The organism is Streptomyces sp. YKOK-I1, assembly GCF_054660435.1.
This window is the reverse complement of record NZ_BAAGDR010000001.1, coordinates 5,511,612-5,526,984: the sequence shown is the minus strand read 5'-3', so window position 1 is coordinate 5,526,984 and position 15,373 is coordinate 5,511,612. Positions and strand designations below refer to the sequence as shown.

15 protein-coding genes and 1 pseudogene are annotated in these 15,373 nt (G+C 73.1%); 9 read left to right on the top strand and 7 right to left on the bottom strand.

Going from position 1 to position 15,373, the window contains the following annotated elements:
• Positions 1 to 16 precede the first annotated feature (16 nt).
• Positions 17 to 673, bottom strand: a complete 657-nt coding sequence (locus tag ACYQ8Q_RS24610; RefSeq protein ID WP_460067899.1) for a response regulator — start codon at positions 671 to 673, stop codon at positions 17 to 19.
• The gene (locus tag ACYQ8Q_RS24605) at positions 670 to 1,986 is read right to left on the bottom strand and encodes a sensor histidine kinase (RefSeq protein ID WP_460067898.1); all 1,317 of its coding nucleotides are present in this window, start codon (positions 1,984 to 1,986) and stop codon (positions 670 to 672) included. Before ACYQ8Q_RS24605 ends, ACYQ8Q_RS24610 begins: the two co-directional genes overlap by 4 nt.
• A gap of 168 nt (positions 1,987 to 2,154) precedes the next feature.
• Between ACYQ8Q_RS24605 and ACYQ8Q_RS24600 the strand changes: the two genes are divergently transcribed.
• Positions 2,155 to 2,790 carry a VanZ family protein gene (locus tag ACYQ8Q_RS24600; protein ID WP_460067896.1) on the top strand — a complete coding sequence of 212 codons (636 nt, stop codon included), beginning with the start codon at positions 2,155 to 2,157 and terminating at the stop codon, positions 2,788 to 2,790.
• A 57-nt stretch (positions 2,791 to 2,847) separates the two neighbouring features.
• Here the strand turns inward: ACYQ8Q_RS24600 and ACYQ8Q_RS24595 are convergent.
• The 3 genes and pseudogenes from ACYQ8Q_RS24595 to ACYQ8Q_RS24585 all read right to left on the bottom strand — a co-directional run.
• Positions 2,848 to 3,084 (bottom strand): annotated as a pseudogene (locus tag ACYQ8Q_RS24595) (AraC family transcriptional regulator); the annotation flags it as partial.
• Between the two features lie 28 nt (positions 3,085 to 3,112).
• Positions 3,113 to 3,523, bottom strand: coding sequence for a VOC family protein (locus tag ACYQ8Q_RS24590; RefSeq protein WP_460067895.1), 411 nt, complete (start codon positions 3,521 to 3,523; stop codon positions 3,113 to 3,115).
• 68 nt (positions 3,524 to 3,591) lie between these two features.
• Positions 3,592 to 3,984: a winged helix-turn-helix transcriptional regulator gene (locus ACYQ8Q_RS24585; RefSeq protein ID WP_460067894.1), complete on the bottom strand. Its 393-nt coding sequence runs from the start codon at positions 3,982 to 3,984 to the stop codon at positions 3,592 to 3,594.
• A gap of 280 nt (positions 3,985 to 4,264) precedes the next feature.
• On the opposite strand from ACYQ8Q_RS24585, the gene ACYQ8Q_RS24580 reads away from it, so the two are divergent.
• Positions 4,265 to 5,155: a glycerophosphodiester phosphodiesterase gene (locus ACYQ8Q_RS24580; RefSeq protein ID WP_460067893.1), complete on the top strand. Its 891-nt coding sequence runs from the start codon at positions 4,265 to 4,267 to the stop codon at positions 5,153 to 5,155.
• Between the two features lie 39 nt (positions 5,156 to 5,194).
• Here ACYQ8Q_RS24580 and ACYQ8Q_RS24575 read toward each other — a convergent pair whose 3' ends face one another.
• Positions 5,195 to 5,812 carry a phosphoribosylanthranilate isomerase gene (locus ACYQ8Q_RS24575; RefSeq protein ID WP_460067892.1) on the bottom strand — a complete coding sequence of 206 codons (618 nt, stop codon included), beginning with the start codon at positions 5,810 to 5,812 and terminating at the stop codon, positions 5,195 to 5,197.
• Between the two features lie 137 nt (positions 5,813 to 5,949).
• Here ACYQ8Q_RS24575 and ACYQ8Q_RS24570 point away from each other — a divergent pair, with 137 nt between their 5' ends.
• Positions 5,950 to 6,156 carry a DUF4287 domain-containing protein gene (locus ACYQ8Q_RS24570; RefSeq protein WP_460067891.1) on the top strand — a complete coding sequence of 69 codons (207 nt, stop codon included), beginning with the start codon at positions 5,950 to 5,952 and terminating at the stop codon, positions 6,154 to 6,156.
• 68 nt (positions 6,157 to 6,224) lie between these two features.
• Positions 6,225 to 6,638, top strand: coding sequence for a VOC family protein (locus ACYQ8Q_RS24565; protein WP_460067890.1), 414 nt, complete (start codon positions 6,225 to 6,227; stop codon positions 6,636 to 6,638).
• Between the two features lie 9 nt (positions 6,639 to 6,647).
• Here ACYQ8Q_RS24565 and ACYQ8Q_RS24560 read toward each other — a convergent pair whose 3' ends face one another.
• Positions 6,648 to 7,373 carry an ALF repeat-containing protein gene (locus ACYQ8Q_RS24560; RefSeq protein ID WP_460067889.1) on the bottom strand — a complete coding sequence of 242 codons (726 nt, stop codon included), beginning with the start codon at positions 7,371 to 7,373 and terminating at the stop codon, positions 6,648 to 6,650.
• 129 nt (positions 7,374 to 7,502) lie between these two features.
• Between ACYQ8Q_RS24560 and ACYQ8Q_RS24555 the strand changes: the two genes are divergently transcribed.
• From ACYQ8Q_RS24555 to ACYQ8Q_RS24535, 5 genes are all read left to right on the top strand, one after another.
• Positions 7,503 to 8,552, top strand: a complete 1,050-nt coding sequence (locus tag ACYQ8Q_RS24555; protein ID WP_460067887.1) for a PucR family transcriptional regulator — start codon at positions 7,503 to 7,505, stop codon at positions 8,550 to 8,552.
• A 199-nt stretch (positions 8,553 to 8,751) separates the two neighbouring features.
• On the top strand, positions 8,752 to 9,771 hold the full coding sequence (gene pstC, locus ACYQ8Q_RS24550; protein ID WP_460067885.1) for a phosphate ABC transporter permease subunit PstC: 1,020 nt from the start codon (positions 8,752 to 8,754) through the stop codon (positions 9,769 to 9,771).
• A gap of 1 nt (position 9,772) precedes the next feature.
• Entirely contained in the window at positions 9,773 to 11,038 is a 1,266-nt protein-coding gene (gene pstA, locus ACYQ8Q_RS24545) for a phosphate ABC transporter permease PstA (protein ID WP_460067883.1), read from the top strand.
• Entirely contained in the window at positions 11,035 to 12,687 is a 1,653-nt protein-coding gene (locus ACYQ8Q_RS24540; RefSeq protein WP_460067882.1) for a phosphate ABC transporter substrate-binding protein PstS, read from the top strand. The genes pstA and ACYQ8Q_RS24540 overlap by 4 nt, the downstream gene beginning before the upstream one ends.
• Positions 12,684 to 15,293, top strand: coding sequence for a hypothetical protein (locus ACYQ8Q_RS24535; protein WP_460067881.1), 2,610 nt, complete (start codon positions 12,684 to 12,686; stop codon positions 15,291 to 15,293). The genes ACYQ8Q_RS24540 and ACYQ8Q_RS24535 overlap by 4 nt, the downstream gene beginning before the upstream one ends.
• Positions 15,294 to 15,373 lie beyond the last annotated feature (80 nt).

Sequence of the window (15,373 nt, the reverse complement as noted above, 5' to 3'; positions counted from 1 at the left end):
GGACGCGGGCCGCCCGTCACTCCGTCACGACCCCCGACCGCCACGCCCACGCGGCGATCTCCACCCGGTTGCGGGCGGAGAGCTTGCCCTGGACCTTGCCCAGGTGGGTCTTCACCGTGCCCACGGAGATGCACAGTTCGGCGGCGATCTCCGCGTTGGTGAGACCGGTCGCGACCAGCCGTACGACGTCCGTCTCCCGGGCGGACAGCCCCGTATCCGGGGCCGGGACGCCCCGCGGCGGCCGGCCCCGCAGCAGCCGCAGCGTGATCGACGGGCTGACCAGGGCCTCCCCGGAGGCGGCGGCCCGGATCGCCTCGACCAGCAGGGCGGGGCCGGAGTCCTTGAGCAGAAAACCGCAGGCGCCGTCGCCGAGGGCGCGGTGCACGTACTCGTCGTCGTCGAAGGTCGTGGCCACCACGACCCTGGGCGGATCGACCACTCCGGGCCGGGTGAGCCGGCGCAGGGCCTCCAGACCGTCCAGCCGGGGCATCCGGATGTCCATCAGCACCACGTCGGGCCGGAGCCGTTCGGCGAGTTCCACCGCCTGGAGGCCGTCCGCCGCCTGCCCGACGACCTCGATGTCGTCCTCGGCGGCCAGGATCATCTCGAAGCCGGTGCGGACCATGGCCTGGTCATCGGCGATCAGCACCCGGATCGGCGTACGGCCCGTCACGCGGCGCTCCCCACGAAGCGGCCCCCGGCCCCGGCCGGACCGTCCCGATCGACCGTGCCCACCGGCAGCGTCGCCTCGATCCGCCAGCCCCCGCCCGGCGCGGGACCGGCCTGCACCCGGCCGCCGACCATGCCCACCCGCTCGGCCAGCCCCTTCAGCCCGAAACCACCGCCCAGCGCCTGAAGGGCCTGGTGGCCGCCGCGCGGGCGCCCGTCGTCGCTCACCGTCACGGTGACCCGCGGCCCGGACCGGACCAGATGGACCTCCACCTCGGTGACGTCACGGGCGTGCTTGCGGATGTTGGTCAGCGCCTCCATCACCACCCGGTGCACGGTGGTCACCACCTCCACCGGCAGCCCCTCGAACTCCCCCTCGGTCCGCAGCACCGCCCGGCCGCCGCCGACCGGCGCGAACTCCTCGACCAGGACCCGCACTTCGGCCATCCCGGCGAGCGGGGCCAGCGCCACGTCCCGCCCCCGCGCCTCCTGCGGATCCCCCTCGCGCAGCATCCCGACCATCGCCCGCATCGACTTCAGCGCCTCCGCGCCCGCGTGCTCGATCCGTTCCAGCGCGGGCGGCACCAGATCGGGCCGGCGGGCGGCGACGGAGCGGGCGCCCTGGGCCTGGATGACGATGCCGGTCACATGGTGGGCGACGAAGTCGTGCAGGTCCCGGGCGAACTCCGCGCGCTGCTCCAGCCGTACGGCGGTCTCCCGGCGCCGCCGGTCCGCGACGACCAGCCGTACGGTCAGCCCGACCGCCAGGGCGGCCGTCGCGGCCAGCATCAAGAAGAACGCCAGGACCACACTGCCCAGATCGACCTCGGCGGCCAGCGGGCGCAGCACGATCGCCGCCATGCACAGCGGTGCGGCGAGCGCCGCCCGCCTCGGGGTGCCGCGCCAGGAGGTCAGCGTCAACAGCCCCAGCAGCGCGGCCGGTTCGGCGAATCCGACCACCGACTCCACGGGCGTGTAGTCGTCCAGACCCTGGTCGAGCCCCGCGACGACCTGTACGGCGGCCGTGGCGGCGAGCGACAGCGCCGCAGCGGCACCGGTCACGAGCGGCAGCCCGCGGGCGCCGAGACGCGGCCAGAGCAACAGGGCGGCGCAGGACAGCAGCTCGGAGATCATCACCAGCGGGCCGGTCGTACTGGCGTCGGGCCGGTCGAAGGCGTCGCTGAGCCGGCCGAACGCGCCGATCGCGTAGTCGAAGGCGCCCAGGCCGAGCAGCAACACCAGGACCACGGGCCACACCACCACCCGCACCCACGCCACCTGCCGGGGCAAGGGCGGGGACCATCGCCAGGACTTCATGCCGGGAGCGTAGCCGGGGGGTCGGCCGAAAGGGGGGTCGGCCGAAAGTCGTAGCGCTCCGCGGAAGACCGGACTTTCGCAAGATCCGTCGCCCCGACGCACCGGACGAGAGTGGGCACCACCGCCGGACGTCACCGGCGACCACCCGTCCCCGCCGAGGAGTTCACCATGGGCAACGTCCACTTCGAGATCGGCGCCACGGCCGTGCTGGGGCCTCTGCTGGCCGCGTTCGGCCTGCTGGTGGCCGTGCGCGCCCGCCGGGGCCGGGCCGGCTGGACCGGACGGCACGCGGTGACCCGGATGCTGGCCGCCGGGTACGCCGCCGGCGTCCTCGCCCTCACGCTCTTCCCGCTCGTCGTGACCTACGGCGAGTACGCCAACCTGATGCCCTGGACCAACCAGATCAACTGGATCCCGGTGCCCAGCCCCGACCCCAGCATCGTCGCCAACGTGGTCCTCATGATGCCGCTCGGTGTGCTGCTCCCGCTGATGACCGCCCGGATCGGCGCCAAGGGGCGGGTCACCGCCGTCACCGCCGCGGTGAGCCTCGCGATCGAGCTGACCCAGCTCCTGATGTACGTCGTCGTCAACAACGCCCGGCTGACGGACACCACCGACCTGCTCGTCAACACGCTGGGCGGATACCTCGGCTGTGTGGTCCTGTACCGCGCGGCCCGCGTCCCGGCCGTCGCCCGGCTGCTCAGCTCCCTCGCCCTGCCGGGCTCCGCGTTCGCGTCGGACGGGCGGACCTCGGCCCGTCCCACGATCCGCCCGGCCGGGGAGCCCACCACCGCCCGCTCGTGACCCTCTTCCCCGTCCGCGGGCACCGGCTTCTCACCCCCGCGCGCGGAACAGCCCCGCGGCCCTCGCGCGCTCGGCCCGGCGTTCCAGCAGGTAGGCGTACGGTGACGCGCCGTAGGCGAGCGTGAACTCGCGGCTGAGCAGCCCGGCCGGCAGGTCCACGGCGACGGCGAGCGCGAGGACGTCCAGCGGTCGCGCGTACTCCCGGTCGATCCGGTCCCGTACCCGCCGCAGCCGCGCGAGATCGTTCAGGCGCCGCGCCGCGAGCAGCGCGTGCCGCCATCCCGGGTGACACATGGCGGTACCCCCCTTCCCCGGGTGCGGCTCAGCGGAGTTCCTGGATGCGGATCAGATTGCCCGCGGGGTCGCGGAAGGCGCAGTCGCGGATTCCGTACGGCTGCTCGGTCGGCTCCTGGACGACCTCGGCGCCCCCGGCGGTGACCTTCTCGAAGGTGCCGTCGAGGTCCGGGGTGGCCAGCAGGATCCAGCCGTAGGTGCCCTTGGCCATCATCTCGGCGATGGTGCGGCGCTCGGCCTCGGTGACGCCGGGGTCGGCGGCGGGCGGGGCCAGCAGGATGGAGGTTCCGGGCTGCCCGGCCGGGCCGACCGTGATCCAGCGCATCCTGCCCTGTCCCACGTCGGTGCGGACCTCGAAGCCGAGGACGTCGCGGTAGAACGCCAGGGACGCGTCCGGGTCGTCGTGCGGGAGGAAGGTCGTGTGAATGGTGATGTCCATGGCCTTCACGCTAGCCGCGGCCCGGCGCGGGGCGCTTCTCCAAACCTGACCGGCCGCTTCCGTCGGCCTCAGGCCTTCGCCGCGTCGTACTCCTCGCGGGCCTTCTCGATGGCCGCCATCCGCAGGTCCGTCCAGCGCGCGAGGGCGCGGACCTGTTCGGCGGCCTCGCGGCCGAGGTCGGTGAGGGAGTAGTCGACGCGGGGCGGGATCACGGGCTTGGCGTCGCGGTGGACCATGCCGTCGCGTTCCAGGGTCTGGAGGGTCTGGGTCAGCATCTTCTCGCTGACCCTGCCGATCTCCCGGCGCAGTTCGCTGAAGCGGTACGGGCGGTCGAGCAGCGCGATCAGGACGAGGGTGCCCCAGCGGCTGGTGAGGTGCTCCAGGGCGCCGCGCTGCGGGCACATCGCGTCCCCGCCGGCGAGCCGCAGCCGGTCCCAGGGCGCCGTCTCGGTTGCTGCCATGCCTCCACCTTACGGCCGTTGCGCCTCGATCGGACCAGCAAGAATCGGCGCCCGGCTCGCGGCACGACCAGACTCGGACGCGAAGGGACCCGGGGCCGGGCATCCGTCCGCGGTGACCGGGCGGGGGCTCACCGTCCCCACCGCCTCACCTCCCCTCCCCTTCGTACCCTCTCCCCCTTTTCCTTCTCCGGGCGCCGACGCGTGTCCGTCGAGGCCGTCCGAGTCGGTCCCACCCCCCACTGCCTGCCGTCCCCCACCGGGGCCGGCGAAAGGAACCCTCATGCGCTCACGCACCGCAGCCGCGACCTCCGTCGCCCTGAGCACCGCCGCCCTCCTGCTCGTCCCCGCGGCCGTCCCGACCGCCACGGCCGCCACGGCCGCCGCCGACGGGAACCGTCCGCGGATCAGCGGCCATCGCGGCGCCGCCGGCTACGCGCCCGAGAACACCCTGCCGTCCTTCGACAAGGCCGACGCGCTCGGCATCGACTGGGTGGAGACCGATGTGCAGCGCACCAGGGACGGTGAGCTGGTCCTGCTGCACGACCGGGACCTCAGGCGGACGACGAACGTCGAGTCGGTGTTCCCGTCCCGCGCGGACCGCCCCGTCAGCGACTTCACCGCGGCCGAACTGGCCCTGCTGGACGCGGGCAGTTGGATGGGGGCCCGGTTCGCGGGCACCCGTGTCCCGACCCTGGCCCGGACCCTCGACCGGCTGGACCGCAACGGCCAGAGCCTGCTGCTGGAGATCAAGCAGCCGGACCTGCATCCGGGCATCGAGGGCGACATCCTCGATGTGCTCGCCCGCAAGGGCTGGCTGGACGGAGACCATGTCGACCACCGGCTGATCGTCATGAGCTTCGGTACGAACGCCGTACAGACGATCCACCGCAAACGCCCGGAGCTGAAGACGTCCGTGCTGGTCGGCGCCCGCCCGTCGGCCGCGGCCCTGCGCGGTTACGCGACCTACGCCGACCAGGTCAACCCCGACTACCGCCAGGTCTCGGGCGACTTCGTGGCCGCCGTGCACGCGCTCAAGGGCGCGCACGGCAAGCCGCTGGAGACCATCCCCTGGGTGATCAACACCGCGTCGGCGGCGCGGACGGTCGCCGGTTGGGGAGCGGACGGCATGACGAGCGACCTCCCGGACGTGGCCGCCCGCGCCCTCGGCTAGCCGCTTCCCGGGACTCCCGCGCTTCCGGGACTCCCGCCCTCAGCCGCCGCGGGCCGCCTTCACGAACGCGGTGATGAGGGCGGGGTCCTTGACGCCCCGGCTGCTCTCCACCCCGCTGGAGACGTCGACGCCCCAGGGGCGGGTGGCGGCGACGGCGTCCCGGACGTTGTCCGGGGTGAGCCCGCCGGCGAGCAGCCACTTCTCCCCGGAGCCGGCCGGGGTCCGGCGGGACCAGTCCCAGGCGACGCCGGACCCCGGCACCGGGGCGTCGAGCAGCAGCATGTCCTCGCCCAGTTCCCCGCAGCGCGGCACGGAGTCGCCGAAGGCGGCCGCCCGGATCAGCGTCCAGCCGCCCGCGGCGAGTGCGTCGTAGTAGCCCCGGTCCTCCGGGCCGTGCAGCTGGACGGCCCGGATGCCGGACTCGACGGCCACGGACCGTACGTCGTCGAGGGGTTCGGCGCGGAACACGCCGACGGTCAGGACGTGCGCGGGCACCCGCCGGGCGAGCCGGGCGGCCGTGGCGGGGTCGATCCGGCGGGGGCTGGCGGAGAACACGAACCCGATGGCGTCGGCGCCCGCCTCGACGGCCGTGTCGACGTCCCGCTCGGTGCTCAGACCGCAGATCTTGACGAAAAGGGGGTCACTGGAGTTGCTCACGGACCCCAGCCTGCCGCATCGGGGCCGACCGCCGCACACGCGAGTGTGACACAGATCACATCGCCGGTTCCGATGACTCCGCCCTCGCGCCCGGGTCCCCACTCATGACACCACCGACCCCCGACGGGAGCGCCACCATGACCGCCGCCTCAGCCAAGGGCCCCGCTTCCTACTTCCCCTCCATCGAGAAGAAGTACGGCCGGCCGATCGCGGAGTGGAAGGACCTGATCCGCTCCTCGCCGCCGACCCGGCACATGGAGCTCGTGAACTGGCTGAAGTCCGAGCACGGACTGGGACACGGCCACGCCAACGCCCTCGTCGCCGACACCCTCGCGGAGCGCTAGGCTCCGCCCGGTGACCATTTGTCCCGTTTGATCACCTCTGTCACTCTCTCGCTCCCCAGGAGGTTGCGATGGCCTCGCGACTCAACCCCTACCTCAGCTTCAACGGCGACGCCCGGGCGGCGCTGGAGCACTACAAGGACGTCTTCGGCGGCACGCTCGCGCTGAGCACCTTCGGCGAGTTCGGCCAGGCGGGCACCCCGCAGGCGGACCAGATCATGCACGGCATGCTGGAGGCCCCGAACGGCTTCACCCTCATGGGAGCCGACACCCCGCCGGGGATGGACTACAGCCCCAGCGGCAACGTCTCCGTGAGCGTGAGCGGCGACGACGACGCCGAACTGCGCGGCTACTGGGAGAAGCTGTCCGCCGGGGCCGAGGTGTCCGTCCCGCTGGACAAGCAGATGTGGGGCGATGTCTTCGGCATGTGCACGGACCGCTTCGGCATCACCTGGCTGGTCAACATCACCCAGCAGCAGGGCTAGCCGGCCGGGCTAGACCTCGTACTGGCCGACCTCCAGGAAGTACCGCAGGTCCTCCGGGGTGCCGTCCAGGGCCGCCTGGGCCGCCGCGCGCAGGGCGTCGCTGATGTCGGTCCGCGCGAGGATCCTCGCGACGGCGACCCGGTCGTCCTCGGCCTGGGCGAGCCGGTAGCCGGTGGTGAGGAAGGCCGCCCGGTCCTCGGCCGTGCCGTCCAGGGCCTTCCCGGCCTCCCGCCGGACGGCCTTCCCACTGCCCGGGTCGGCCAGGATCCGCGCGATCGCCACCTTGTCGTCCTCGTCCTGGGCCAGCCGGTAGCCGGTGGCGAGGAAGGCCGCCCGGTCCTCGGCCGTGCCGTCGAGGGCCTTCCCGGCCTCCCGCCGGACGGCCTTCCCACTGCCCGGGTCGGCCAGGATCCGCGCGATCGCCACCTTGTTGTCTTCGTCCTGGGCGAGCGCGAGGCCCGTCTTCAGGAAGGCGCGCAGATCGTCGGCGGTGCCGTCGAGCGCCTCCTGGGCCTCCCTGCGCACCGCCGTGCCCGCGCTCTCGTCGGCGAGGATCCGCGCGACCGCGATCCGCAGCTCCTCCTCCGTCATCGAGTCGTACGGCGACTCGTCCTCGGCGGCAACCGAAACGGCCGCCGTGGCCGAGGCGGTCGCCGCGAAGGACGGCGAGGCGAGCAGCAGGGCCGGGGCCAGCGCGCCCACGGCAAGGGCGAGCACCGCTCGGGTGGCTCTCATTGTCGTTCCCCCATGATTGATTGGCTTGGTGCCGGCCGGACGATCCTCCACAATCGAACAGCGCCGCGCACTGCGTGGACCGGGCAATCCTGACCGCCGGTCCGTTGCCGGAACACGAACGCGGGGGGCGTGGTGGCGGGGGAGATTCCCGAGCAGTACCTGGACGGCTACACCTGGCTGCTGACGGAGGTCACGGCCACCGGCCGCCGGCTGACCCGGGCGGAGCTGGAGTCACGGCGCGCCCTCGGCGAACGGGCCGCCGACGCCGGTCACGGTCTGCGCGCCCTGGTGAGCGCCCATCTGACCGCCGCCCGCTCGGTCCGGCCCGGCTCCACCGACAGCACCCTGGCCGCCGTACAACAGGTGATAGACGCGCTGGCCGAGGGGTACGAGCGGGCCGGGCGGCTCGCCGTACGGCGGGAGGAGGCGGCCCGCCGGGAGTTCATCGACGATCTGCTCTACGGCCGCAGCGACCTGGGCCGCCTCGCACAGCGCGCCGAACGCTTCGGCCTGCGCCTGTCGCACACCCACGCCGTCGCCGTCGCCCAGGGCCCCACCGCCTACGACGAGGGCGACCCGGTGCCCCGCGCGGTGGAGCGCGCGCTGCTCGCCCGGTTCGGCGACCGCGAGGTGCTGCTGACCACCAAGGACGGACTGCTGGTGTGCGTCGCCCCCGGCCACCGGGACGAGATCCTGCCCGCCTTCGCCGGGCAGGCGCGGGCCGCGACCGACGGCGGCCGGGTGGCGATCGGCCGCCCGCAGCCGGGCCCCGGCGGGGTCGTCCAGTCCTTCGAGGAGGCGCTCAACTCCCTCGAACTCGCCCGGCGGCTGGACCTGCCCGACCCGGTGCTGCGCGCCGCCGACCTGCTCGTCTACCCGGTCCTGACCCGCGACCGGCAGGCGATGGCCGACCTGGTCCAGGCGGTGCTCGGCCCGCTGACCACCGCCCGCGGCGGCGCCGGACCTCAACTGGCCACGCTCACCGCCTACTTCGATTCGGGGTGCGTCGCGGCCCAGGCCGCCCGCCGGCTGTCGCTGAGCGTGCGCGCCCTGACCTACCGGCTGGAACGCATCCACCAGCTCACCGGCGTCGACCCCGCCGACCCCGCGCACCGCTACACCCTGCAGACCGCCGTCATCGGCGCCCGCCTCCTGGACTGGCCGGCCCAGCCGCTCTGACCGACGGTCCGTCCTCCGTCCTACGGCACCCGCAGGGACCGACACGGCCCCACAGCCCGCCCACGAAAACGACATGAACGGTTCACATCATGTCCACATCCGGCGGGTTGAGGGGAAAGGAACCGGCCATTGACTCTCCCCGCGCGCCTCGAACACGAAGCCGTATGGGGAGAACACCGTTTCCTTTAGGGGGACCGCAGTGGCGTCCGCAGTGGAGGTTTCCGGCGCGCCGGAGCCCGACAGACCCGTTCCTCGACGGCTGCACACGGCCCGGGGCCTCGGGGACCGGGTCTTCCGGTACCAGCTGACGGCCACCGGCGTCACCGTCCTCGCCATCATGGCGGCCGTGGGCCTGTTCCTGCTGCTGAGGGCCGGTCAGGCGCTGCGCGCCCGGGGGTTCGGCTTCCTCACCACCGCCGCCTGGCAGCCGGACGTCCACAACTTCGGGATCGCGGCCGTGCTCACCGGCACCCTGCTGATCGCCCTCGTCGCGGTGACGATCTCCGTGCCGCTGGCCGTCGGGACCGCGCTGTTCATCTCCGACGTCGCCCCGCGCGGCCTGCGCCGCACCCTCGTCACCCTGGTCGACCTGATGGCCGCCGTCCCCTCGGTGGTCTACGGCCTGTGGGGGCTGTTCTTCCTCCAGCAGCACGTGATCGGTCTGTCGCGCTGGCTGTCGACCTGGTTCGGCCGGCTCCCGCTGTTCGCCGTCGACGGCACCCGGCCCGGTGAGCCGCTCGCCTCCGACAGCGTCTACACCGCCTCCACGTTCGTCGCCGGGATCGTCGTCGCGCTGATGGTCGCGCCGATCCAGTGCTCGGTGATGCGGGAGGTGTTCGCCCAGGCGCCCGCGGGTGAACGGGAGGGCGCGTACGCGCTCGGCGCCACCCGCTGGGGCATGATCCGCGCGGTCGTCCTGCCGTACGGCAAGGGCGGCATCATCGGCGGCACGATGCTCGGCCTCGGCCGGGCGCTCGGCGAGACCATCGCCGTCTACCTGATCATCTCGCCGGTCTTCACCATCCAGCCGCACATCCTGCAGACCGGCTCGAACTCGGTCTCCTCCCTCATCGCCCTGCACTACGGCGACGCCTCCACCTTCGGCATGTCGGCGCTGATGGCGGCGGGCCTCGCGCTGTTCCTGCTCACCCTGGCGGTCAACTTCACCGCCTCCTCCATCGTGGCCCGCTCCCGGTCCGGCGCACAGAGCGAGGCCTGAGATGACCGTCGTAGAGCACGCCCCCGCCCAGCCGGCCGAGGCCGCCGAAGCCACCGAGGCCACCACCCCGGTCCCCGCGCTCCCGGACGTACCGCGCCGCATCGGCGCCCTGACCCGCTCCGGTGTCCTCTCCCTCTCCGGCGCCGCGGCCTCCGGTCTGTGCGTCGCCGTCCTGCTGTTCGGCGAGATCGCCCCGTTCTCCGGCAGCCTGGGCTTCACCGTCACCGCGTACGCGGCCTTCCTCGCCGTCTACGCCGTCCTCACCGCCCTGGAGGAGGACGGCCAGGCGGTCCGCGACCGCGTGATGACGGTGGTCCTGTGGACCGCGGCCGGACTCCTCTTCAGCGCCCTCGTCCTGGTCGTCGGCTTCACCGCCTGGCGGGGCCGCGAGGCGCTCCCGCACGGCAACTTCTTCACCCAGGACATGCAGGCGGCCGGCCCGCTCGACCCGCTGTCCCACGGCGGTATCGCCCACGCGATGCTCGGCACCCTGATCATGATCGCCATCGCGCTCACCATCACGGTCCCGCTGGGCCTGGCCTGCGCGGTGTACCTCAACCAGCTCCCGGGCCGCTTCTCCCGGTTCGTGCGCACCATCGTCGAGGCGATGACCGCGCTGCCCTCGATCGTCGCCGGTCTCATGGTGTACGCCGTCTGGATCCTCGGCCTCGGCATGCAGAAGTCGGGTCTGGCGGCGGGCTTCGCGATCAGCGTGATGATGCTGCCGATCGTGATCCGCGCCTCGGACGTGGTCCTGCGCCTGGTGCCCGGCACCCTCACGGAGGCGGCCGAGGCCCTCGGCGCCCCCCGCTGGCGCACGGTCTGGCACGTCGTCCTGCCGACGGCCCGCTCGGGCCTCGCCACGGCGGTCATCCTCGGCACCGCGCGCGGCATCGGCGAGACCTCCCCCGTCCTGCTGACGGCGGGCTTCACGGCGGCCCTGAACGCCGACCCGACGAGCGGCCCGATGGTCTCCCTCCCGCTGGCCGTCTTCAACTTCGTCAAGTCCCCCGAACCCACGATGATCGCCCGCGGCTTCGGCTCGGCGGCGGTCCTGATGGCCATCGTCCTGATCCTCTTCGCGATCGCCCGGGTGATCGGCGGGCGGGGCCCGGGCCACCAGACCAAGCGACAGGCCCGCAGAACGGCGAGAGCTTCCCTCCGGGACACCGAAAGATACGCCCAGACCAACTCCCTAAGGGGCGCGGGGAACTGCGCGACCAGCCCCCACGCACCCGCACCCGACAACGGAGACCACCCCCGATGATCAACGCCCTCAGACGACTGGGCATCCTGGCCGCCCTGATAGGCATCCTCACCACGGCCACCCCCGCCCAGGCCGACACCTACACGCCGATCGCCGGCGCCGGCTCCACCTGGGCCGAGAACGCGGTGGACGAATGGCGCAGGGCCGTCAACCAGTACGGCATGCGCATCAGCTACGCCGGCACCGGTTCCTCGGACGGCCGCCGCCAGTTCCTCTCCGGCACCGTCGACTTCGCCGTCTCCGACATCCCGTTCCAGACCAACCCCACCGACGGCAGCGCGGCCGAACGCCCCGCGCAGGGCTCGTACGCCTACATGCCGATCGTCGCCGGCGGCACCGTCTTCATGTACCACCTGACGGTCAACGGCAAGCGGGTCACCAACCTCCGCCTCTCCGGCGACGTCGTCACGAAGATCTTCACGGGGGCCGTGAAGACCTGGGACGACCCGGTGATCAAGGCGGACAACCCCGGGCTCCAGCTCCCGCACCGCCCGATCGTGCCCGTGGTCCGCTCCGACGGCTCCGGCTCGACCGCCCAGTTCACGATGTGGATGGCCAACCAGCACAAGGCGCTGTGGCAGGCGTACTGCGCCCGGGTCGGCCGCTCGGGGGCGTGCGGGCAGACCTCGTACTACCCGACGGTCTCGGGGATGATCGCCCAGTCCGGCGACCTCGGTGTCGCCGGGTACGTCGCCCAGAACTACGGCGAGGGCGCGATCGGTTACGTCAACTACTCCTACGCCCTCAACGCGCACTATCCGGTCGCCAAGGTCCTCAACCACGCCGGCTACTACACCGAGCCCACCCCGCAGAACGTGGCCGTCTCGCTGCTCAAGGCGCAGATCAACACGGACAGGAACTCCGCCGACTACCTCACCCAGCAGCTGAACGGCGTCTACAACGACAGCGACCGGCGCAACTACCCGCTGTCCAGCTACTCGTACATGATCCTGCCGCTGAAGGTGCAGGGCACCTTCACCAAGGCCAAGGGCAAGACGCTCGGCGCGTTCTCCTACTACTTCATGTGCCAGGGCCAGCAGCAGGCGCCCGACCTCGGCTACTCGCCGCTGCCGATCAACCTGGTGCGGGCGGGCTTCGACCAGATCCGCCGGATCCCCGGAGTGCAGGCGCAGAGCATCAACATCCGCAACTGCAACAACCCGACCTTCACCACCAACGGCCGCAACAAGCTGGCCGAGACCGCGCCCTACCCGAAGGACTGCGACAAGAAGGGCGCCGCGCCCTGCACCACCGGCAGCGGCGGCGCCAAGTCGACCGGCGCGAACGGCGGTTCGGGCGGGACGTCCGGCGGCTCCACCGGCGGCGCGGGTACGTCGGGCGGCACGGGCAGCGGCGGCGGCACCGGCGCGTCCGGCTCCGCCGGGCAGCCCTCCGTCGACCCCGACACCGGCCAGACCCTGAGCCCCGGCGGCGGCACGGCGAGCGGTTCCGGCGGTGGTACGGCCACCACCGCCGACGGCACGGTCGCCCTCGCCCAGCCCGTCGCGATCGCCGGGCACACCGGCTGGACCTCCGCCCAGACGCTGATGCTGCTCGCCGCGTTCCTGGTCCTCGCCCTGATCCTGCTGCCCTCGCTGGTCTCCCGGCTGCTGCGCGGCGGCAACTCCGCGAACGGGGGGACGCGATGAAGGCCGTACGCCGGATCCTGGTCCGTCTCGTCGCCGGGGCCGCCGTGGGCGCCCTCGCCGGGCTCGCGGTCGCCCAGGCCGCCCCGCCCGCGACGGCGGCCTCCTCCGCCTCCTCCGCCGTCACCGTCCCCGGGCGCGGCGAGTTCCAGGACATGAGGTTCACGGTCTCCCAGACCGCCGACCTCACCAGCCAGGCCGTCACCGTCTCCTGGACCGGCGGCACCCCGAGCACCTTCGCGGGCACCCTGTTCGACACGGACTTCGTGCAGATCATGCAGTGCTGGGGCGACGACGACGGCACGGTCCCCGCCAACCCGGGCCCCTCGCGCACCCAGTGCCAGTACGGCGCCTCCCCGACCACCGACCGGGGCAGCTGGCCCGGCAACGACTACGACGACACCCGCCGGGCCTTCTACAGCGCCGACCCCACCAACTACGGCCAGGACGACCGCTACGGCGCGACCAACCCCAACGCCCCGGGAGAGGTGCCGTTCAAGCCGGTCAGCGGCGCCACCGTCACCTCCAACACCCAGAACAACCCGTACTTCAACCGCAACACCACCAACGAGATCGACTTCGCCCGCACCGGCGCCGACGGCACCGGCAAGGAGTTCTTCGAGGTGCAGACCGCCAACGAGGCCCCGCACCTCGGCTGCGGCATCCCCGTGAAGACCGACGGCGTGTCCAGGCCGCGCAGTTGCTGGCTGGTCATCGTCCCGCAGGGCCACCTCGACCTCGACGGCAAGCCGTACGCGGACCACAGCCAGGTCAACGCGGGCTCCCCGGTCTCCTCCACCAACTGGAGGAACCGCGTCGCGATCCCGCTGCGCTTCAACCCGGTCGGCACCAACTGCGCCCTCGGCTCCGACGAACGGCCCACCACCGGCAGCGAGCTGGCCGCCGACGCCATGACCAGCTGGCAGACCGCGCTGTGCGCCACCGGCAAGGTCTACGGCTACACCGAGCTCGGCGAGTCCGACACCCGCGCCCGCCTCGGCAACGACGGCTCCTCCGGACTCGCCTTCACCACCCGCGCGCTGGGCGCCGACGCGGGCACCAGCGCCCCGGACGACACCACCGTCTACGCGCCGGCCGCGCTCTCCGGCACCGTCATCGGCTTCACCGTCGAACGCAGACCCAAGGCCACCGCCCCCGAGTCCACCCAGAGACTCGCCGGGACCAGGGTCGAGTCGATCCGGCTCAACCCCCGGCTGGTGGCCAAGCTGCTCACCGAGTCCTACCGCAACTCCCCCTGGGGAGCGGTCGTCGGCACCACCGCGGCCCAGGGCTACGGCTGGGCGAAGGGCAACCCGGCCGGCCTCGCGAGCGACCCCGAGTTCATCGCGCTCAACCCCGAGTTCGCGGAGCTGTCGGTCGCCGAGACCCCGGCCACCGACACGGATCTGCTGACCTCGCTCGGCCACTCCGACTCGGCCCGCGCCGTGTGGCGGTGGATCGTCGCCGACAAGGACGCCCGCGGCTTCCTCGCGGGGGTGTCCGACGACTGGGGCATGCGGGTCAACCCGTACTTCAGCACCAACACGGACCTCAACCCCACCGGTTTCGCCTTCGACCCGGCGAACACCGACACCTACCCCAAGAGCGACCCGTGGTGCACGATCCCGCCGGGCACCGGCGCCACCGAGAAGCAGTGCATGATCGACTTCCACCCGTACGTGGCGGACATGCACGCCGGCGCCCTGCACACCCTGCGCACCGACAGCCTGTGGAAGGCGACCTGGGACCCGCTGGCCAGCCCGCCCGCCTACAAGAACCCCGGCCCGCAGACCGTCGGCTCCCGCTTCATGATCACCATCACGGACGCGGCCTCCGCCGCCCGCTACGGACTGACGACCGCGAAGCTGCTCAACGCCGCCGGCACGTACGTCGCCCCCAGCGGCGTCTCCCTGACCGCCGCCGCGGCGAGCGCCACCGGCAAGGGCGCCCCCGAGATCAGCCCCGCCAAGGCCACCGCGAAGGGCGCCTACCCGCTCACCCAGCTGGTCTACGCGGCCGTACGCCCCGCGAAGCTCGACGCGGCCGCCCGCAAGGACTACGCGACCCTGCTGCGGTACGCGGCGGGCACCGGGCAGACCACGGGCGCCGACCCGGGCCTGCTCCCCGCCGGATACGCCCCGCTGTCGAAGACGCTGCGCACCCGGACCACCGAGGCCGCCGACACGCTCCTGCACTACCAGGCCACCTCCACCGGGAGCGGCGACGGATCGGCCCCGGGCGGCGGCACCGGCGGCTCCACCACCACGGGCGGCACCGGTGACCTCTCCGGCGGCACGGCGGGCGCAGGCACCACCGGCGGCACCGGCGCGAGCGCGAGCGCCACGCCGAGCAGCGCCGCCTCCTACGACGGCGGCAAGGCCGTACAGACCACCGCCGCCGGCGCCACGCCCGCCGACCCCGCGAACCCGCTGCGCTACGCCGTCCCCCTCGGGGCCGCGCTCGGCGCCGCGGCCGGGGTGGGCGCGCCCTTCGCGGGCGGCGGCCGGCTGCGCCTGCCGCTCAGGCTGCCGCTCCCCGGCGGCCGCACGGTGACGGTCGTACCGGAGAGCGCCCTGCCCGAACGGCTGCGGAGACTCCTGCGGCCCTGAGCGCCCCCGCCTCGGGCGGCACTCCCTCAGACGGCCGCCCGCCCCGAAGGACAGTCGGGGCGGACGGCCCGCACCACCCT